This window comes from Streptomyces sp. NPDC002209, from assembly GCF_042890265.1.
In the GTDB taxonomy this organism is placed as follows: domain Bacteria; phylum Actinomycetota; class Actinomycetes; order Streptomycetales; family Streptomycetaceae; genus Streptomyces.
On the sequence record NZ_JBIARX010000008.1, the window covers coordinates 83,096 to 100,292 of the forward strand.

Annotated in this window: 19 protein-coding genes and 1 pseudogene; 10 read left to right on the forward strand and 10 right to left on the reverse strand. The window is 72.6% G+C overall.

The features are described from left to right. The first annotated feature begins 305 nt into the window (after positions 1-305). On the forward strand, positions 306-821 hold the full coding sequence (locus ACFYXK_RS17910; RefSeq protein ID WP_389411947.1) for a hypothetical protein: 516 nt from the start codon (positions 306-308) through the stop codon (positions 819-821). Here the strand turns inward: ACFYXK_RS17910 and ACFYXK_RS17915 are convergent. From ACFYXK_RS17915 to ACFYXK_RS17930, 4 genes are all read right to left on the reverse strand, one after another. Further along, positions 802-1,413, reverse strand: a complete 612-nt coding sequence (locus ACFYXK_RS17915) for a Maf family protein (RefSeq protein ID WP_389411948.1) — start codon at positions 1,411-1,413, stop codon at positions 802-804. The two genes, ACFYXK_RS17910 and ACFYXK_RS17915, sit on opposite strands and share 20 nt — an antisense overlap. 65 nt (positions 1,414-1,478) lie before the next feature. After that, complete coding sequence (mmpB, locus tag ACFYXK_RS17920; protein WP_383505359.1) at positions 1,479-1,610, reverse strand: morphogenic membrane protein MmpB; 132 nt, start codon at positions 1,608-1,610, stop codon at positions 1,479-1,481. A gap of 95 nt (positions 1,611-1,705) precedes the next feature. Next, entirely contained in the window at positions 1,706-1,912 is a 207-nt protein-coding gene (locus ACFYXK_RS17925; protein ID WP_389412115.1) for an acyl-CoA carboxylase epsilon subunit, read from the reverse strand. 15 nt (positions 1,913-1,927) lie between these two features. Continuing rightward, the gene (locus ACFYXK_RS17930) at positions 1,928-3,523 is read right to left on the reverse strand and encodes an acyl-CoA carboxylase subunit beta (RefSeq protein ID WP_053786314.1); all 1,596 of its coding nucleotides are present in this window, start codon (positions 3,521-3,523) and stop codon (positions 1,928-1,930) included. A 131-nt stretch (positions 3,524-3,654) separates the two neighbouring features. Here ACFYXK_RS17930 and ACFYXK_RS17935 point away from each other — a divergent pair, with 131 nt between their 5' ends. From ACFYXK_RS17935 to hutH, 5 genes are all read left to right on the forward strand, one after another. Further along, positions 3,655-4,533, forward strand: a complete 879-nt coding sequence (locus tag ACFYXK_RS17935; protein ID WP_389411949.1) for a biotin--[acetyl-CoA-carboxylase] ligase — start codon at positions 3,655-3,657, stop codon at positions 4,531-4,533. Between the two features lie 130 nt (positions 4,534-4,663). Beyond that, entirely contained in the window at positions 4,664-5,848 is a 1,185-nt protein-coding gene (locus ACFYXK_RS17940) for an adenylate/guanylate cyclase domain-containing protein (protein WP_389411950.1), read from the forward strand. Positions 5,849-5,872: 24 nt separating this feature from the next. Next, on the forward strand, positions 5,873-6,655 hold the full coding sequence (locus ACFYXK_RS17945; RefSeq protein ID WP_389411951.1) for an enoyl-CoA hydratase/isomerase family protein: 783 nt from the start codon (positions 5,873-5,875) through the stop codon (positions 6,653-6,655). A 49-nt stretch (positions 6,656-6,704) separates the two neighbouring features. Beyond that, positions 6,705-7,820, forward strand: a complete 1,116-nt coding sequence (locus ACFYXK_RS17950; protein WP_389411952.1) for a diguanylate cyclase domain-containing protein — start codon at positions 6,705-6,707, stop codon at positions 7,818-7,820. Positions 7,821-7,904: 84 nt separating this feature from the next. Beyond that, a complete protein-coding gene (gene hutH / locus ACFYXK_RS17955) occupies positions 7,905-9,446 on the forward strand; it encodes a histidine ammonia-lyase (RefSeq protein WP_389412116.1) in 1,542 nt (513 codons plus the stop codon). A 109-nt stretch (positions 9,447-9,555) separates the two neighbouring features. Here the strand turns inward: hutH and ACFYXK_RS17960 are convergent, their stop codons facing one another. After that, entirely contained in the window at positions 9,556-9,906 is a 351-nt protein-coding gene (locus tag ACFYXK_RS17960; protein ID WP_389411953.1) for a hypothetical protein, read from the reverse strand. Between the two features lie 107 nt (positions 9,907-10,013). Here ACFYXK_RS17960 and ACFYXK_RS17965 point away from each other — a divergent pair, with 107 nt between their 5' ends. The 3 genes from ACFYXK_RS17965 to ACFYXK_RS17975 all read left to right on the forward strand — a co-directional run bounded on the left by ACFYXK_RS17965 (position 10,014) and on the right by ACFYXK_RS17975 (position 12,857). After that, positions 10,014-10,358: a hypothetical protein gene (locus ACFYXK_RS17965; RefSeq protein WP_328620464.1), complete on the forward strand. Its 345-nt coding sequence runs from the start codon at positions 10,014-10,016 to the stop codon at positions 10,356-10,358. A 147-nt stretch (positions 10,359-10,505) separates the two neighbouring features. Continuing rightward, positions 10,506-11,777 carry an Ig-like domain-containing protein gene (locus ACFYXK_RS17970; RefSeq protein WP_389411954.1) on the forward strand — a complete coding sequence of 424 codons (1,272 nt, stop codon included), beginning with the start codon at positions 10,506-10,508 and terminating at the stop codon, positions 11,775-11,777. A gap of 96 nt (positions 11,778-11,873) precedes the next feature. After that, positions 11,874-12,857 (forward strand): GNAT family N-acetyltransferase, encoded by a 984-nt coding sequence (locus ACFYXK_RS17975; protein ID WP_389411955.1) that lies wholly within the window; start codon positions 11,874-11,876, stop codon positions 12,855-12,857. Here the strand turns inward: ACFYXK_RS17975 and ACFYXK_RS17980 are convergent. After that, positions 12,847-13,761: a helix-turn-helix domain-containing protein gene (locus ACFYXK_RS17980; RefSeq protein WP_389411956.1), complete on the reverse strand. Its 915-nt coding sequence runs from the start codon at positions 13,759-13,761 to the stop codon at positions 12,847-12,849. The genes ACFYXK_RS17975 and ACFYXK_RS17980 overlap by 11 nt on opposite strands. Positions 13,762-13,929: 168 nt before the next feature. Between ACFYXK_RS17980 and ACFYXK_RS17985 the strand changes: the two genes are divergently transcribed. Then, positions 13,930-14,976 (forward strand): NAD(P)-dependent alcohol dehydrogenase, encoded by a 1,047-nt coding sequence (locus tag ACFYXK_RS17985; protein ID WP_389411957.1) that lies wholly within the window; start codon positions 13,930-13,932, stop codon positions 14,974-14,976. On the opposite strand, the gene ACFYXK_RS17990 is transcribed toward ACFYXK_RS17985, so the two are convergent. The 4 genes and pseudogenes from ACFYXK_RS17990 to msrA form a co-directional block, all read right to left on the reverse strand. Beyond that, the gene (locus tag ACFYXK_RS17990) at positions 14,943-15,320 is read right to left on the reverse strand and encodes a MerR family transcriptional regulator (RefSeq protein ID WP_389411958.1); all 378 of its coding nucleotides are present in this window, start codon (positions 15,318-15,320) and stop codon (positions 14,943-14,945) included. The genes ACFYXK_RS17985 and ACFYXK_RS17990 overlap by 34 nt on opposite strands. A gap of 71 nt (positions 15,321-15,391) precedes the next feature. After that, a complete protein-coding gene (locus tag ACFYXK_RS17995; RefSeq protein ID WP_389411959.1) occupies positions 15,392-16,153 on the reverse strand; it encodes an SDR family NAD(P)-dependent oxidoreductase in 762 nt (253 codons plus the stop codon). A gap of 43 nt (positions 16,154-16,196) precedes the next feature. Beyond that, a pseudogene (locus ACFYXK_RS18000) lies at positions 16,197-16,442 on the reverse strand (hypothetical protein); the annotation flags it as partial. Positions 16,443-16,506: 64 nt separating this feature from the next. After that, a complete protein-coding gene (gene msrA, locus ACFYXK_RS18005) occupies positions 16,507-17,172 on the reverse strand; it encodes a peptide-methionine (S)-S-oxide reductase MsrA (protein ID WP_389411960.1) in 666 nt (221 codons plus the stop codon). Positions 17,173-17,197: the final 25 nt, after the last annotated feature.

Here is a 17,197-nt window from a genome sequence, read left to right on the forward strand (position 1 = left end):
CACGCAGTGTGATTCGAGTCCACCTCCACGGAGGAAAGCCCTTGTGGCGCCCCAGGTCAGGGGGATCCCCAACTGCACAGTAACCCCGTCGTGCATCCAAGGTCTCTGTCCGCCGGGTCAGCGGCCCCATGTGATTCTTTGTCGAGTCCCTACGAACGGCCCACACATTCTTTGCGTGTCCGCGGTCCGGGGGCCGTTCGCGTAACGAAGCTGCCCGGACCCCTTGTCCGTACGTTTACCCGTTAGTAGCCTCCAGGCGTCGAACAGGCTTGTGGCCGGGGACGTGTGGGGAGGGGTGGGTCGTCGTGGGCGCCGTACTGCGCAGACTCGTGGCCGGGCTGGCCTCGATCGTGCTCGTCGCCGAGGCGGCGGTGCTCGTTCTCGTCCACTTCGTGCTCGGCCGGACCACCCACAACCAGTCGATGTCCATCGCGGGCATGGATCCGGATGTCATGTCCCTGGCGACGTACGGGATGGGGGCCGGCATCGGCGCCTTCCTGCTCCTGTGCGCCGTACTGCTCGCCGTGGCGGCCGTACGCGACCGGGCCCCCGGCACCTTCGCCCGCATCGTGCTCGTCACCGCCGCCGTCACCCACGGGCTCCTCGGCGCCCTTGCCGTCGGCCTGGTCGGCTGGGGCGCCTTCGCGGTGATGATGCTGATCCTCTGCCTGCTCGTCCTGACCCTGGTGCTCCACGCCGCCCAGGGCGGGGCCGGGGCGCCCGCAGGAGGCGGCCCGGGCGGACCGGACGGCCAGGACGGGCAGGACGTCCAGGACACCCCGCCTCCGCCCCGCGGGGAGCTCAGGCCCACAAATCCGTGATGGAAACACCCAGTTCGGCCAGCAGGGAGCGCAGCAGCGGCATCGACAGCCCGATGACGTTCCCGTGGTCGCCGTCGATGCCCTCGATGAACGGCGCCGACAGCCCGTCCAGGGTGAACGCCCCGGCCACGTGCAGCGGCTCGCCGCTCGCCACGTACGCCGCCACCTCGGCGTCCGTCGGCTCGCCGAACCGGACCGTCGTGGACGCCGTCGCCGAGACCTGACGCCCGGTCGCCGTGTCGATCACGCAGTGCCCGGTGCGCAGTACGCCGGCCCGCCCGCGCATCGACTTCCAGCGGGCGGTGGCCTCCTCGGCGTCCGCCGGCTTGCCGAGCGCCTCGCCGTCCAGCTCCAGCACCGAGTCGCAGCCGATCACCAGGGCGCCCGCGGCCTCGTCCAGGGCCGCGACGACGCCCGCCTTGGCCTCGGCCAGGGCCAGCGCCAGCTCGGCCGGGGTCTGCGCGCTGAGCGCGTCCTCGTCGAAGTTGCTGACGATCACGTGCGGGGCCAGCCCGGCCTGCCGCAGCAGGTTGAGCCGGGCGGGCGAGGCGGAGGCGAGGACGAGGGCGTGGGCCTGGGCAGCAGCAGTCATGCCGCCATCGTAGGGGCGGGGATCCGGCGCCCGGCACGCACCGGGACACCCCCCCGGGAGCCCGTCTAGAAGCCCACGCCCAGCACGTACACGACCACCAGCATCGCGAGGACCACCACCAGGGTCATCCGCCGGACCATCGCCTGCACGTCGCGCATGTCCTTCGGCGGCTCGTTCTTCGGGTCTGACCAGAGCATGCCTCGATCCTGGCCCCGGAGACCGCAGTGGGGCCTGAGTACGCGTACTCAGGCGCCACGGTCCGTTCACGCCATCTTCACGAGCGGACGGGGGTCTAACCGGGCCAGTACGTACGGGCCCACGCGCGCGGCCCCGCCTGCGGCAGCGTCCGCCGCGCCACCCGGGCCGGCGCCGACCATTCGTCCGCCACCCGCGGCGCGCCCGACGGTGCCGAGGCCAGCACCGCCGCGCGCGCTTGGACCACCGCCAGTGCGGCGGCCAGCTCCTCGGGCGTCGGATTCCCCTTGACGACCTTGATCACCACAGGACTGACCTCCTACAGGGGGATGTTGCCGTGCTTCTTCGGGGGCAGGGACTCGCGCTTGGTGCGCAGCTGGCGCAGCCCCTTGACCACGTGGGCCCGCGTCTCGGACGGCATGGTCACCGCGTCGATGTAACCGCGCTCGGCGGCCGTGTACGGGTTCAGCAGCGCGTCCTCGTACTCGGTGATGAGCCGCGCCCGGGTCTCCTCGGCGTTGCCCGCCTCCTCTGCCTCGGCGATGGCGCGGCGGTGCAGGATGTTGACCGCGCCCTGCGCGCCCATGACGGCGATCTGGGCGGTCGGCCAGGCCAGGTTCAGGTCCGCGCCGAGGTGCTTGGAGCCCATGACGTCGTACGCGCCGCCGAACGCCTTGCGGGTGATGACGGTGATCAGGGGCACGGTGGCCTCGGCGTAGGCGTAGATCAGCTTCGCGCCGCGCCGGATGATTCCGTTGTACTCCTGGTCCGTGCCCGGAAGGAAGCCCGGCACGTCCACGAACGTCAGCACCGGGATGTTGAAGGCGTCGCAGGTCCGCACGAAGCGGGCGGCCTTCTCGGAGGCGTTGATGTCCAGGCAGCCGGCGAACTGCATCGGCTGGTTGGCGACGATGCCCACCGGGTGCCCCTCGACCCGGCCGAAGCCGGTCAGGATGTTCGGCGCGAAGAGCGACTGGGTCTCCAGGAACTCCGCGTCGTCGAGCACGTGCTCGATCACGGTGTGCATGTCGTACGGCTGGTTCGCGCTGTCCGGGATGAGGACGTCGAGCTCGCGGTCGGCCTCGGTGACCTCGGTGTCCGCCTCCTCCGGGAACGCGGGCGGCTCGGAGAGGTTGTTCGACGGCAGGTACGCCAGCAGGTTCTTGACGTACTCGATGGCGTCCTTCTCGTCCCCGGCCATGTGGTGGGCCACGCCCGAGGTGGAGTTGTGGGTGCGGGCGCCGCCCAGCTCCTCGAAGCCCACGTCCTCGCCGGTGACCGTCTTGATGACGTCCGGGCCGGTGATGAACATGTGCGAGGTCTGGTCGACCATCACGGTGAAGTCGGTGATGGCGGGGGAGTACACGGCGCCGCCGGCGCAGGGCCCGACGATCAGGCTGATCTGCGGGATGACGCCGGAGGCGTGGACGTTGCGGCGGAAGATCTCGCCGTACATGCCCAGCGCGCTGACGCCCTCCTGGATGCGGGCGCCGCCGGAGTCGTTGATGCCGACGAGCGGGCAGCCGGTCTTCAGCGCGAAGTCCATGACCTTCATGATCTTCTGGCCGTAGACCTCGCCGAGGGCCCCGCCGAAGACGGTGAAGTCCTGCGAGAACACGGCCACCGGGCGGCCGTCCACCGTGCCGTAGCCGGTGACGACGCCGTCGCCGTAGGGGCGGGTCTTCTCCAGCCCGAAGTTGGTCGACCGGTGCCGGGCGAACTCGTCGAGCTCGACGAAGGACCCCTCGTCCAGCAGCAGGGCGACCCGCTCACGTGCCGTCAGCTTCCCCTTGGCGTGCTGCTTCTCCACCGCGCGCGCTGACCCGGCGTGAGTGGCTTCGTCGATGCGGCGCTGCAGGTCCGCGATCTTGCCCGCGGTCGTGTGCATGTCGATCGGCTCTGAGGGTTGTGACATCGGGGTCGCGGCTCCCTGTGTGGTGTCAACTGCCTGGTCAATTGATTGACTACTGCTGGCTACTGGTGCGTAGCGTATCGGCGGGCATGGCGCTCGGCAGTGCGGCGTTTGACACACCTACTGTGGGTTGCATGACGCCATCAGATGCATCAGGAGGGGCTCCGTCCGGAGCCGCCGCCGGCCGCTGGTCGAGCCTCGACCGGCCGCCGCTGAACGCCGCCGTGCTGGAGCGGGCCCTCGTCGGGGACGGGGGGCTGTGGTCCTCGGTCGAGGTGGTCGCCGCCACCGGGTCCACCAACACCGATCTCGCGGCCCGGGCCGGGCAGCTGCCCGAGGGGGCCGTGCTCGTCGCCGAGGAGCAGACCGCCGGGCGCGGGCGGCTCGACCGCAGCTGGGTCGCGCCCGCCCGGTCCGGGCTGTTCTTCTCCGTCCTGCTCAAGCCGGGCGACTCCGTACCGCAGGAGCGCTGGGGGTGGCTGACCCTGCTGGCCGGGGTGGCCGCCGCGACCGGGGTGTCCCGGGCCGCCGGCGTGGACACGGCCCTCAAATGGCCCAACGACCTGCTGGTGACCGTGGAGGGGGAGGAGCGCAAGACCGGCGGCATCCTCGCCGAGCGGGTCAGCGACGGGGTCGTCCTCGGGATCGGGCTCAACGTCACCCTGGCCGAGCACGAGCTGCCCGTACCGGAAGCCGGGTCGCTGATCCTGGCGAAGGCCGCCGTGACGGACCGGGAGCCCCTGCTGAAGGCCGTACTGCGGTCCCTGGAGCACTGGTACGGGGAGTGGCGGGCGGCGGGCGGCGACCCGGCCGCCAGCGGGCTCCAGGAGGCGTACGCGGCGGACTGCGTCACGCTCGGCCGGCACGTGCGGGCGGACCTGCCCGGCGGCCGCACGCTCACCGGGACGGCCGAAGCGGTGGACGCGGACGGGCGGCTCGTCGTACGGACCGCCGAGGACCGGCACGAGACCGTGGGAGCCGGGGACGTGGTGCATCTGCGGTCGGTGCGGTAGCCCGGCCACAGCTGCGGGGAGTGGGGAGTGAGCTACGGCACACCTGCCGTATGGTTTAGGCGATCCCGGTCCTCCCGGTGATCACCCGGTTCGGCAGGGCAGTGCGCACGGAATGGACAGGAGGCGGCCCTTGACCGTCGACGACTCTACGTCCGGCGCGTCCGCCCCCCGGCCCGGCGGCCCGGGGCCCACCGGCCCGGGTGCCACCGGCCCGGGCACGCCGATCGGGCGCGACCAGCACACTCCCCACCACGAGGTCGACCACACGGCGCAGCCGACGGCGGACCCGCTCGCCATCCGGCTGGAGCAGCTGATCCTGGGCGCGGAGCGGCGGTACACGCCCTTCCAGGCGGCCCGCAGCGCCGGCGTATCGATGGAGCTGGCCTCGCGCTTCTGGCGGGCCATGGGCTTCGCGGACATCGGGCAGGCCAAGGCCCTGACGGAGGCGGACGTACTGGCGCTGCGCCGGCTCGCCGGCCTCGTGGAGGCCGGGCTGCTGAGCGAGCCGATGGCCGTGCAGGTGGCGCGGTCCACCGGGCAGACCACCGCCCGGCTGGCGGAATGGCAGATCGATTCCTTCCTGGAGGGTCTGACCGAGCCGCCGGAGCCGGGCATGACCCGTACGGAGGTCACGTACCCGCTGGTCGAGCTGCTGCTGCCGGAGCTCGAGGAGTTCCTCGTCTACGTGTGGCGCCGCCAGCTGGCGGCGGCCACCGGGCGGGTCGTGCAGGTGGCGGACGACGAGGAGATGGTCGACCGGCGGCTCGCGGTGGGCTTCGCGGACCTGGTCGGCTTCACGCGGCTGACGCGGCGGCTGGAGGAGGAGGAGCTCGGTGAGCTCGTCGAGTCCTTCGAGACGACCTCGGCGGACCTGGTGGCCGCACACGGGGGCCGGCTGATCAAGACGCTCGGCGACGAGGTGCTCTACTGCGCCGACGACGCGGCGACGGCGGCGGAGATCGCACTGCGGCTGATCGAGACGATGGAAGCCGATGCGCAGATGCCGGAGCTGCGCGTCGGCATAGCGTTCGGGACGGTGACGACCCGGATGGGCGACGTCTTCGGCACCACCGTGAACCTGGCCTCGCGGCTGACGTCGATAGCGCCGAAGGACGCGGTGCTGGTCGACGGGGCGATGGCGGAGGAGCTGGGGCGGACGGGCGCGGCGCCGGTCTCGGAGAAGGAGGCCGAGGCCGAGGAGGGCGGCGGGGCGTACCGCTTCGCACTCCAGCCGATGTGGCAGCGGCCGGTGCGCGGGCTCGGGGTCGTGGAGCCCTGGTCGCTGACGCGCAGGAAGCCTAAGATCCCCGGGTAACGTTCGTTAACCGGGAGGGTCTCTGTGTCTGAGTTCGTGGCTGTGCGCCGTCATGAGGACGGGGTCGCGGAGCTGGTCCTGGACCGGCCGAAGGCGATGAACGCGGTGTCGACGGACATGGCGCGGGCCATCGGCGACGCCTGCGCGGCGCTCGCTGCGGACGCGTCGGTGCGGGTCGTCGTGCTCTCCTCGACGGCCGAGCGGGCGTTCTGCGTCGGGGCCGACCTCAAGGAGCGCAACTCCCTGTCGGACGCCGAGCTGGTTCAGCAGCGGCCGACCACGCGGGGTGCGTACGGGGGCGTACTGGAGCTGCCGATGCCGACGATCGCGGCGGTGCACGGTTTCGCGCTGGGCGGCGGCTTCGAGCTGGCGCTGGCGTGTGACGTGATCGTGGCCGACGAGACGGCGGTGGTCGGCCTGCCGGAGGTCTCCGTGGGCGTGATCCCGGGCGGCGGCGGCACGCAGCTGCTGCCGCGGCGCGTGGGCGCGGCGCGGGCGGCGGAACTGATCTTCACGGCGCGGCGGGTGGAGGCGGCGGAGGCGCTGTCGCTGGGCCTGGTGGACTCGGTGGTCCCGGCGGGCACGGACCGGGACGAAGCGCTCGCCCTCGCGGCCCGGATGGCGGCGAACTCCCCGGTGGGGCTGCGGGCGGCGAAGCGGGCCCTGCGGCTGGGGCACGGGATGGACCTGACGGCCGGCCTGGAGATCGAGGACGCGGCCTGGCGGACGGTGGCCTTCTCGGGAGACCGTGCCGAGGGCGTGGCGGCGTTCAACGAGAAGCGCCGCCCGAACTGGCCGGGCCGCTAGTGCGGTGACGTTTGTCGGCAAATCTGACAAAACTCCCTAACCTGGGGTGATGGGAGTCGACGGGCGGCTGCGAGCCGTCGTGGGCCTGGCGCAGGCCATGGCCGCCGCATGCGCGCCGCGGGACAGTGTCCGGGCGGCCGCCCGCGGGGCCCGTCTCGCGATGGACGGCTCGTTCGCCGCGATCTCCGCGTGGGAGCGCGAGCGGGGCCGGCTGCGGGTCCTGGTGAACGAGGGGGAGCTGCGGGCCGGGGAGGAGACGTTCCCCGAGGACGAGTCGTACCCCGTCCACGACTTCCCCGAGATCACCGAGTTCCTGCACGAGCGCTGGGTCGGCGGCGGCGGCCCGCACGCCTGGGTGGAGAGCGCCGGCGGCGGCCGTCCGGGGCGGCGCGGCGAGGCCCTGCGCCGCCGCGGCCGCGGCACCTGCGTCGTCGCGCCCGTCGTGCTCAGCGGGCGCGCCTGGGGCGAGCTGTACGTCGCGCGCGACGACGGCCTGCCCGACTTCGACGAGGACGACGCCGAGTTCGCGACCGTCCTGGCCGCCGTCGTCGCGGCCGGGCTCGCGCAGAACGAGCGGCTCGAAGAGGCCCGGCGGCTCGCCTTCACCGATCCGCTGACCGGCCTGGCCAACCGCCGCGCCGTCGACATGCGGCTCGACGAGGCGCTGGAGGAGCACCGGCGCAGCGCCGCCGTGGTCAGCCTGGTGGTGTGTGACCTGAACGGGCTCAAGAAGGTCAACGACACCCAGGGGCATGCCATGGGCGACCGGCTGCTGGAGCGGTTCGGGTCCGTGCTCAGCCTCTGCGGGGCCATGCTGCCCGGCGCGCTCGTCGCCCGGCTCGGCGGCGACGAGTTCTGCCTCGTGAGCGTCGGGCCCCCCGCCGACGAGGTGGTGCGGGTGACCGAGGAGCTGTGCCTGCGCGCCGCCGAGCTGGAGCTCGGGGAGGGTGTCGCCTGCGGGGTCGCGTCCACCGGGGACCCGATCGGGCTCGTGAAGTCCTCCCGGCGGCTGTTCCGGCTGGCCGACGCCGCCCAGTACAAGGCCAAGGCCGCCCGCTCGCCGAAGCCCGTCGTCGCAGGCCGGGACACCGCCGTCGTCCGGCTGGCCGATGCCGCCCAGCACGAGGCGCCCGGGGAGCGCCGCCGCTTCCGCGGCCGGGCGTAGGCCTTGTGGCGCAGGCGTAAGGGGCCCTCGTGAAACTTGCTAGTGACATGAAGCGATTCAGTCCGTAGGCTGCTGAATATGGATATGCACACTGTCGTGGTGGGGACGTCCGGGACCACCGCCGAGGACGTCATCGCCGTCGCCCGCGGCAACGCGCGGATCGAGCTGTCCGGCGAGGCGCTCGACGCCCTGGCCCGTGCCCGCGAGATCGTCGACGCCCTCGCCGCCAAGCCCGAACCCGTCTACGGGGTGTCCACCGGCTTCGGCGCCCTCGCCTCCCGGCACATCAGCCCCGAGCTGCGCGCCCAGCTCCAGCGCAACATCGTCCGCTCGCACGCCGCCGGCATGGGCCCGCGCGTCGAGCGGGAGGTCGTGCGCGCCCTGATGTTCCTGCGCCTGAAGACCGTCGCCTCCGGGCACACCGGCGTCCGGCCGTCCGTCGCGCAGACGATGGCCGACGTGCTCAACGCCGGCATCACGCCCGTCGTCCACGAGTACGGCTCGCTCGGCTGCTCCGGCGACCTCGCGCCGCTCTCGCACTGCGCGCTCACCCTGATGGGCGAAGGCGACGCCGAGGGTCCGGACGGGGTCGTGCGCCCCGCCGGGGAGCTGCTCGCCGAGGCGGGGATCGAGCCCGTCGTGCTGAAGGAGAAGGAGGGCCTCGCCCTCCTCAACGGCACCGACGGCATGCTCGGCATGCTGGTCATGGCCCTCGCCGACCTCGACAAGCTGTACAAGTCCGCCGACATCACCGCCGCGCTGACCCTCGAGGCGCTCCTGGGCACCGAGAAGGTGCTGGCGCCCGAGCTGCACGCCATCCGCCCGCACCCGGGCCAGGGCGCCTCCGCCGCGAACATGGCCGCCGTGCTGAAGGGCTCCGGGCTCACCGGGCACTTCCAGGAGGAGTCCGCCCCGCGCGTGCAGGACGCGTACTCGGTGCGCTGCGCCCCGCAGGTCGCCGGCGCGGGCCGCGACACCATGGCGCACGCCGCCCTGGTCGCCTCGCGCGAGCTGGCCTCCGCCGTCGACAACCCGGTGGTGCTGCCCGACGGGCGCGTGGAGTCCAACGGCAACTTCCACGGTGCGCCGGTCGCGTACGTACTGGACTTCCTGGCCATTGCGGCGGCCGACCTCGGCTCCATCGCCGAGCGCCGCACCGACCGGCTGCTCGACAAGAACCGCTCGCACGGCCTGCCGCCGTTCCTGGCGGACGACGCCGGTGTCGACTCCGGTCTGATGATCGCCCAGTACACGCAGGCCGCCCTGGTCAGCGAGATGAAGCGGCTGGCCGTGCCGGCCTCCGCCGACTCGATCCCGTCCTCCGCCATGCAGGAGGACCACGTCTCGATGGGCTGGTCGGCCGCGCGCAAGCTCCGTACCGCCGTCGACAACCTGACCCGCATCATCGCGATCGAGCTGTACGCGGCCACCCGGGCCATCGAGCTGCGCCACGGGCTCACCGCGGCCCCGGCCAGCCTGGCGGCCATCGCGGCGGCTCGGGCGGCCGGTGTGGAGGGTCCCGGGCCGGATCGTTTCCTCGCCCCCGACCTGGCGGCCGCCGACGCGTTCGTCCGTTCGGGCGGCCTCGTGGCCGCGGTGGAGCCGGTGACGGGTCCGCTCGCCTAGGGAGCGCCGCCGAAGTCGTCACAGGTGCTGCGAAGGGCCGCTCCCGGGAAGTCTCCCGGGAGCGGCCCTTCGGCGCATTCGGCGTCTTGGTGTCCGTCCGTACGGGGGCCTACGCGCGCGAGCGGTGTACGGAGAAGGTGACGAACCCGGCCCCGAGGCCCAGGCAGAGCGTGCCGCCCAGCAGGTACGGGGTGGTGTCGATCCCGCCGGTGTCGGCGAGCCCGAGGGACACCTGGCCGGCGCTCTGCGGGGAGGCGCCGCCGGGATCGGCCTCGAGGGTCGTCACCGATCCGGGCCCGGGCGCGTTCGCGGACTCCGGCGCGACGGAACCGGAATCGGACGCCGTGGAATCGGGCGCCGCGGACCCCGGTGCGGTGGCGTTGGCCGAGGGCACGAACCAGAGGGCGGCGAGAAGGGTGGTCGCTCCGAGAGCGGTGAGCAGCGGACGACGTGCGGACACGGTGCGATCCCCCTTGCGGAAGCAGCGAATTGGCCGTGTGCGGTGATGCTACGGACAAGGGCGGGTCGTGGGAAAGTCGGGGCTTCCCCGGGCTTAGTCTCCGTCGTATGAACCCTTCTGACACATCACGATACGTACGGCTTCGGGTGGATTTGGTGCTGGAGGTGCCCGACCCCGAGGCGCTCACCGGAGCCGCGCTCGAGCACATCGAGGCCGACGAGTTCATGCCGGACGAGGAGCGCGGCCACGCCGAGTCGGCCGTACGCGAGGACGAGTCGGAGGCGCTCGCGTACCTCGTCGACCCCACTGACCTGGTCGCGGACATCCCCGGCGTGGAGCTGGCGCAGGCCTCCTGGAGCAGCGAGCCCGTCGAATACGACCCCGAGTCCATGGAGTGGGACCTGGGCGAGGAAGATGGGGACTTCGACGAAGAGACGACCGACAACGCCTGACCGTGTGGTTGCCCACATTCAAACGGAATGTGGAACCGATCCGGGCCTTCAACGCGTTGACTGGTGCGAGGCAGGGGGCGTGTCTCCCTGCCTTGATCGGGGCACCACTCGGCGGCAGCCGGGGGAAGCTCGGGGGTTCAGGCAACGATGGAGTGGCGTGTGAGGACGGACAAGAAGCGGCGGAGAAGGTCCCTCGTGGCCATTTCCGCCGTACTCGGTGGCGTGCTGGTGCTCTCGGCATGCGGCGGTGGCGACGACAAGCCCAAGGGCGGCGGGGACCCGAGCAGCAAGTCCCAGTCGGACGTGGACGCGGCCGCGGCCAAGGACGCCTCCAAGGCCAAGATAACGATCACGCCCAAGGACGGCGCGACCAACGTCGGCCTGAACGACGCGACCAACGTCGCCGTCGGTGACGGCACCCTCACGGCGGTCGAGCTGAAGACCTCCGAGGGCGCGGCCGTGCCCGGCAAGATAGCCGCCGACGGCAAGAGCTGGAAGCCGGACGCCGCGCTCAAGCGCTCCACGAAGTACGCCCTGTCGGCGACCGCCAAGGACGCCTCCGGCAAGGAGGCGCACGAGAACGCCTCCTTCACCACCGTCTCCCCGGAGAACAGCTTCGTCGGCTCGTTCATACCGGACGACGGCCAGACCGTCGGCGTGGGCATGCCGGTCTCGATCACCTTCAACAAGGCGATTAAGGACCAGAAGGCGGTCCAGGCGGCCATCTCCGTCACCTCCAGCAGCGGTCAGGAGGTCGTCGGGCACTGGTTCAGCGCGCAGCGCCTGGACTTCCGCCCCGAGCAGTACTGGCAGGCCGGCTCCACCGTCACGCTGAAGCTGGCGCTTGAAGGGGTGCAGGGCGCCCCCGGCGTCCAGGGCGTGCAGAACCGGACCGCCACCTTCAAGATCGGCCGCAGCCAGGTCTCGACCGTCGACGCGAAGACGAAGAAGATGACCGTCACCCGGGACGGCGCGGTCCTCAAGACCATCCCGATCTCGGCGGGCTCCCCGGAGAACCCGACGTACAACGGCCAGATGGTGATCTCCGAGAAGTTCAAGGAGACCCGGATGGACGGCTCCACCGTGGGCTTCAAGAACAGCGAGGGCAAGGGCGAGTACGACATCAAGGACGTCCCGCACGCGATGCGGCTGTCCCAGTCGGGCACGTTCATCCACGGCAACTACTGGGGACCGGACTCGGTCTTCGGCAGCGCGAACACGAGCCACGGCTGCGTCGGTCTGAACGACACGCAGGGCGCGAACGACCCGAACCAGCCCGCGGCCTGGTTCTACGACAACTCGCTCATCGGTGACGTGGTCACGGTGGTCAACTCGCCGGACAAGACCATCAAGCCGGAGAACGGCCTCAACGGCTGGAACATGAGCTGGGCGGACTGGAAGGCCGGCGCGGCCTCCTGACCCCCACCCCGGTCCGACCGAACTCCCGCGGATGGCGGGGAGCCCCTGACGGCGGCTCCCCGCCATCCGGCGTTCGGGCGGGCTAAGGTCCAGTTCATGACGTCGTTATCCCTGACCCAGCTGTCCGTGCCGCCGACCGACGCCGAGGTGGACGCCTGGGCGGCGGTCCTGACCGCCGCCCACGCAGCCGACCTGCCCGGTGTACCCGCAGCGACCCGGGTGGAGATCGCCGGGCGGCTGCGCGTGCCGCCGACCACCGGCCGCTTCGCGCACTTCGCGGCGGACGAAGGGGTGGCGAGCCTGCTCCTGTTCACGGACGCGGGCAATGCGCACACCGCCTCGCTGGACGTGTTGCAGGTACGTCCCGACGCACGGCGGCGCGGGATCGGCACGGCCCTGTGGCACCGGGTCCGCGAGGAACTGCTGGCCCAGGGCCGTACCTCGGTCTCCACGATGGCCGACCTGGGCGGGGCCGGCCAGGCGTTCGCCGAGTCGCTGGGCTTCGAGAACGTGCTGCCGCTCGCCTGGTACGTCCAGGACGTCCGGGGCGCGCACGACGCGGCGCCCGGCCGGCCGGCCGCGCAGCCCGAACCCCCGGCGGGCTACCAGCTGGTGTGCTGGGAGGACCTGGTCCCGGACGCGTGGGTGGCCGCGGCCGCACTGGCCCACGGGTCGATGGAGGACGCGCCGACCGGGGACACGGACGAGCGGCCCACGGCCTGGACCCCCGAGCGCCTGCACACGGTGCAGCGGCTGGTCCTGGACCGCGGCGGCCGGATGCTCATGGCCGCGGCGGTGACCCCCGCCGGCGAGGTGGCCGCGTACACGTCCCTGGTGCTCCCGGACCCGGCCGCCCTGCGCGCCCTCCAGTACGACACGGTGGTCGTCCCCGCCCACCGCGGCCGCGGCCTCGGGCGCACGGTCAAACTCCGCATGCTGAGCGAGGCCACGGCCCGTTTCCCCGCCCTCCGCGAGATCGCCACCTCGGTGGCGGAGGAGAACACCCCGATGCGCGCGGTGAACGCCGCCCTCGGCTACCGCCGCGAACGCGCGGCGGGCATCTTCCAGATCAAGCTGTAGCCCCGTCCGCGTCCGCCGGGGCCGAGGCGGAGGCGGGGGTGGAGGACGGGGCCGACGGGGCCGACCACGACGCCAGCAGCCGCAGGGCGTCCGCCGAGGGTGAGCCCGCAGCGGCGTGGAAGGTCACCAGGAACTGCGCCGAGTCGTCCGGCAGTGCCAGGGTCTCGAACGCCAGGTCCAGCTCACCCACCAGCGGGTGCCGCAGCCGCTTCACCCCGTGCGTCTTGTTGTCCGCCACCGTGTGCGCCGCCCACAGCCGCCGGAACTCCTCGTTCTTCACCGACAGCTCACCGACCAGCGCCGACAGCTGCTCGTCCTCCGGGTGCTGGCCCGCGTACATGCGCAGATTGCTCACCACCTCGCAGGCCCGGCACTCCCGGTCCACGTACAGCTCGGCCGTCGCCGGGTCCAGGAACACCTGCCGCACGAGGTTGCGCTCCTGCGGCGGCAGCGCCCCGAAATCGCCGAAGACCGCGGCCGCCAGCCGGTTCCAGCCGATCACGTCCTGACGCCGCCCCACCAGGTACGCCGGCACCCCCTCCATCGCGTCCAGCAGCGTCCGCAGCTCCGGGCGGACGTGCTGCGCGCGGTGCTGCTTGCCGCGGTGCCTGCGGGGCCGCGGACTGGCCAGGTGGTTCAAGTGGGCCGTCTCCGTGCCGTCCAGGCGCAGGGCGCGGGCGATCGCGTCCAGCACCTCCGCCGACACGTTCTGCCCGTGCCCCTGCTCGAGCCGGGTGTAGTACGCCACCGAGACGCCGGCCAGCTGCGCCAGCTCCTCGCGGCGCAGCCCGGGCACGCGGCGGTGGCGCCCGTAGTCCGGCAGCCCCACGTCCGCGGGGCGCAGCCGCGCACGGCGGGAACGGAGGAACTCGCCCAGTTCGGCACGCTGATCAAGCTGGTCCATGACGCCAGTATCGCCGGGCGGCCCGCGCCCCACGGCCCTGTTCCTGACCCCGCCAGGGGTAGGACCGCCAGTCCTAGGCAGGGCAGGGGTCTGGGTGGCGCCGGCCCGGTCCGCGATCGTTGCTCGCACCGCAGACCGTCCGCAGCAGCGTTCGAGGAGTCTTCACCCATGTCCGTCACCCAGGTCGCCGCCTACGCCGCTCCCGCCGCGAAGGCCCCGCTGGAACGCACCACCGTCCCGCGCCGCCCCGTCGGCGAGCACGACGTCCTCATCGAGATCAAGTACGCCGGCATCTGCCACTCCGACATCCACCAGGTCCGCGACGGGTGGGGCGAGGGCATCTACCCGATGGTCCCGGGCCACGAGATCGCCGGGGTCGTCGCCGAAGTCGGCCCGGGCGTCACGAAGTTCGCGGTCGGCGACCACGTCGGCGTCGGCTGCTTCGTCGACTCCTGCCGTGAGTGCGAATACTGCCTGCGCGGGCAGGAGCAGTACTGCGCGCAGGGCATGACCGGCACGTACAACGCCCGCGACAGGAAGGGCGACCCGACGTACGGCGGCTACTCCACGCACGTCGTCGTCGACGAGAACTACACCGTCCGCATCCCCGACGGCCTCGCCCTCGACGCCGCCGCCCCGCTGCTGTGCGCCGGGATCACCCTCTACTCCCCGCTCAAGCACTGGCAGGCCGGCCCGGGCAAGAAGGTCGCGATCGTCGGTCTCGGCGGCCTCGGCCACATGGGCGTGAAGATCGCGGCCGCGCTCGGCGCGGAGGTCACCGTCCTCTCCCAGTCCCTGCGCAAGCAGGACGACGGCCTGCGGCTCGGCGCCTCGCACTACTACGCCACGAGCGACGAGACCACCTTCGAGAAGCTGGCAGGCAGCTTCGACCTGGTCATCTCGACCGTCTCGGCCCCGCTCGGCCTCGACGCGTACCTCGGCCTGCTGAAGGTCGACGGCGCGCTGGTGAACGTCGGCGCCCCCGAGGAGGCCGTCGAGCTGAACCTGTTCTCGGTCATCACCGGCCGCAAGACCCTCGCCGGCTCGATGATCGGCGGCATCGCCGAGACGCAGGAGATGCTGGACTTCTGCGCCGAGCACGGCCTGGGCTCGGAAATCGAACTGATCCGCGCCGAGCAGATCAACGAGGCGTACGAGCGCGTCCTGGCCAGCGACGTCCGCTACCGCTTCGTCATCGACGCCTCGACGATCTGACCGGCCCGCTCGAGCGCGGCGGCGAGCCGGTCCCGGGTCGCCGTCTGCACGGCGATCCGCGCCTCCAGGACCGCGAGCCGCTCCCGGGCCACCGCCAGTCCCTTCGGGGACGGCGGCCCGGCGGCCACGTCACCGTCCAGGCAGTCCAGGAAGACCCGTACGTCGTCCAGCGTCAGCCCCGCGTCCAGCAGGGTGCGGATGTTGCGGACCCGTACGGCGGCCCCGGCGTCGTAGGCGCGGTAGCCGTTGGGGCTGCGCCCGCAGGAGATCAGCCCGGCCTGCTCGTAGTGGCGCAGGGCGCGCGGGGTGGTCCCGGTCGCCTCCGCGAGTTCCCCGATCAGCATGCGTCCATGGTCGCCGAGGAGCACCGCCGCGGGGCCGCCGGGGTCGGGCCGCGCAGGTCGGGCCGCGCAGCTCAGGCCGGCAGCGCACCGCCGTCCACCGGGAGCACGACGCCGGTCACGAACGACGCCGCCGGGTCGGCGAGCCGGGTGACCGCCCACGCGACCTCCTCGGGCCGGCCCACCCGCCCCAGCGGGGTCCGGGCCACCTGCCAGGCCCGCACCCCGGCGGCCCGCTCGGGGCTCAGCCCCTGGTGCGCGGCGATCGGCGTGTCCACCGCCCCGGGCGCGACCGCCGCGACCCGGATGCCGCGCGGGGCGAGCTCCACGGCCCAGCTGCGGGTCAGCGTGTCCAGCGCGGCCTTCGTGGCGGCGTAGAAGGAGTTCCCGGGCCAGCCGCGCTGCCCGATGGCGGTGGTGATGTTCACGACCACCCCGGCCGGGGCGGCCTCCAGGGCGGGGAGCGCGGCCTGGGTGAGGAGCACCGGGGCCAGCAGGTTGGTGGCCAGCTGCGCGGAGAGGTCCGGCTCGGCGAGGCCCCCGAGGGGGCCGCTGCGCACGATCCCGGCGTTGTTGACGAGCACGTCGATGCGGCCGTGGGCGGCAAGGACGGCCCGGACGATCTCCTCGGGCCCGCCGGGGGCGGTCACGTCGGCGGCCAGCGGATGGATGCCCGGACGCCCCTCGGCCGTACCGGCGAGCGCCTCGGGGCGCCGGCCGACGACGACCACGCGGTCGCCGCCGTCGGCGAAGGCGCGCGCGGTGGCGCGGCCGATGCCGGTGCCTGCGCCGGTGACGAGGATGAGCCGCTGCGGGGTCCTGCTGCTGATGTCCATGACGAGAGGGAACAACCCTCCCCCCAACGACAAGGTCAACCCCTCACCCCGGCGCCTGCTCGGTCGCTGCGAGGGCCGTGTGGGCGGAGTCGAGGATCCTGCCGATTTCCGCGGCCGCCCGGCGGGCGTCGGCGGTGTTGCCCGTGGCAGCGGTGTCCTCCCAGCGCCGCAGTTCCTCGGCCAGGCGCGGCTGACGCTGGATGTGTACGTATGCGGCCCACTGGGCGATGAAACGGCGAAGGGGAGCCAGGTCGGATCCCTGCCGGGACTGGTCTGCGGCCTCGTCCAACCGAGCGGAACTCCGGCGCCGCCGCTCGAAAGGGTGAGGGCGGCGCCGGATCGAGGGCGGGGCGTCAGCCTTGCGCCCTGGCCACGCCGATCGGGCAGCTGACACCCGTACCGCCGATGCCGCAGTAGCCGTCGGGGTTCTTGTCGAGGTACTGCTGGTGGTGGGGCTCTGCCGGCCAGAAGGGGCGGTCCGTTGCCGGGAGGACGGCCGTCGTGATGTCGCCGTAGCCCGAGGACGCCAGGACCTGCTGGTACGCGGCGCGGGAGGCCTCGGCCTCGGTCTGCTGGGCCTCGGAGTGGGTGTAGACCGCCGAGCGGTACTGGGTGCCGACGTCGTTGCCCTGGCGGAAGCCCTGGGTCGGGTCGTGGGACTCCCAGAACAGCTTCAGGAGGGTGGCGTACGAGACCTGCGCCGGGTCGAAGACCACGCGCACGACCTCGGTGTGGCCGGTCAGGCCCGAGCACACCTCCTCGTACGACGGGTTCTCGGTGAAGCCGCCCTGGTAGCCGGCCAGCGTGGTCCACACCCCCGGGGTCTGCCAGAACTTGCGCTCCGCGCCCCAGAAGCAGCCCAGGCCGAAGTCGGCCACCTGGAGGTGGGCGGGGTAGGGCCCGGCGAGGGGGTTGCCGAGCACGGTGTGCCGGTCGGGGAGCGAGAACTGCGGGGTCGCGCGGCCCTGGAGGGCCTCCTCGCGGGTGGGGAGCTCGGGCGTGCGGCGGTACGAGAACATGATTCCCTCCTAGTGGTTCTCCCTT

Coding starts and splice junctions, on each gene's coding strand:
- ACFYXK_RS17915 (WP_389411948.1), bottom strand. CDS start 1,413: ATGACTGCTGCTGCCCAGGCCCACGCCCTCGTCCTCGCCTCCGCCTCG.
- mmpB (WP_383505359.1), bottom strand. CDS start 1,610: ATGCTCTGGTCAGACCCGAAGAACGAGCCGCCGAAGGACATGCGCGAC.
- ACFYXK_RS17970 (WP_389411954.1), top strand. CDS start 10,506: ATGGAGTGGCGTGTGAGGACGGACAAGAAGCGGCGGAGAAGGTCCCTC.
- ACFYXK_RS17965 (WP_328620464.1), top strand. CDS start 10,014: ATGAACCCTTCTGACACATCACGATACGTACGGCTTCGGGTGGATTTG.
- ACFYXK_RS17950 (WP_389411952.1), top strand. CDS start 6,705: ATGGGAGTCGACGGGCGGCTGCGAGCCGTCGTGGGCCTGGCGCAGGCC.
- ACFYXK_RS17975 (WP_389411955.1), top strand. CDS start 11,874: ATGACGTCGTTATCCCTGACCCAGCTGTCCGTGCCGCCGACCGACGCC.
- ACFYXK_RS17995 (WP_389411959.1), bottom strand. CDS start 16,153: ATGGACATCAGCAGCAGGACCCCGCAGCGGCTCATCCTCGTCACCGGC.
- ACFYXK_RS17990 (WP_389411958.1), bottom strand. CDS start 15,320: ATGCTGATCGGGGAACTCGCGGAGGCGACCGGGACCACCCCGCGCGCC.
- hutH (WP_389412116.1), top strand. CDS start 7,905: ATGCACACTGTCGTGGTGGGGACGTCCGGGACCACCGCCGAGGACGTC.
- ACFYXK_RS17935 (WP_389411949.1), top strand. CDS start 3,655: ATGACGCCATCAGATGCATCAGGAGGGGCTCCGTCCGGAGCCGCCGCC.
- ACFYXK_RS17930 (WP_053786314.1), bottom strand. CDS start 3,523: ATGTCACAACCCTCAGAGCCGATCGACATGCACACGACCGCGGGCAAG.
- ACFYXK_RS17985 (WP_389411957.1), top strand. CDS start 13,930: ATGTCCGTCACCCAGGTCGCCGCCTACGCCGCTCCCGCCGCGAAGGCC.
- ACFYXK_RS17980 (WP_389411956.1), bottom strand. CDS start 13,761: ATGGACCAGCTTGATCAGCGTGCCGAACTGGGCGAGTTCCTCCGTTCC.
- msrA (WP_389411960.1), bottom strand. CDS start 17,172: ATGTTCTCGTACCGCCGCACGCCCGAGCTCCCCACCCGCGAGGAGGCC.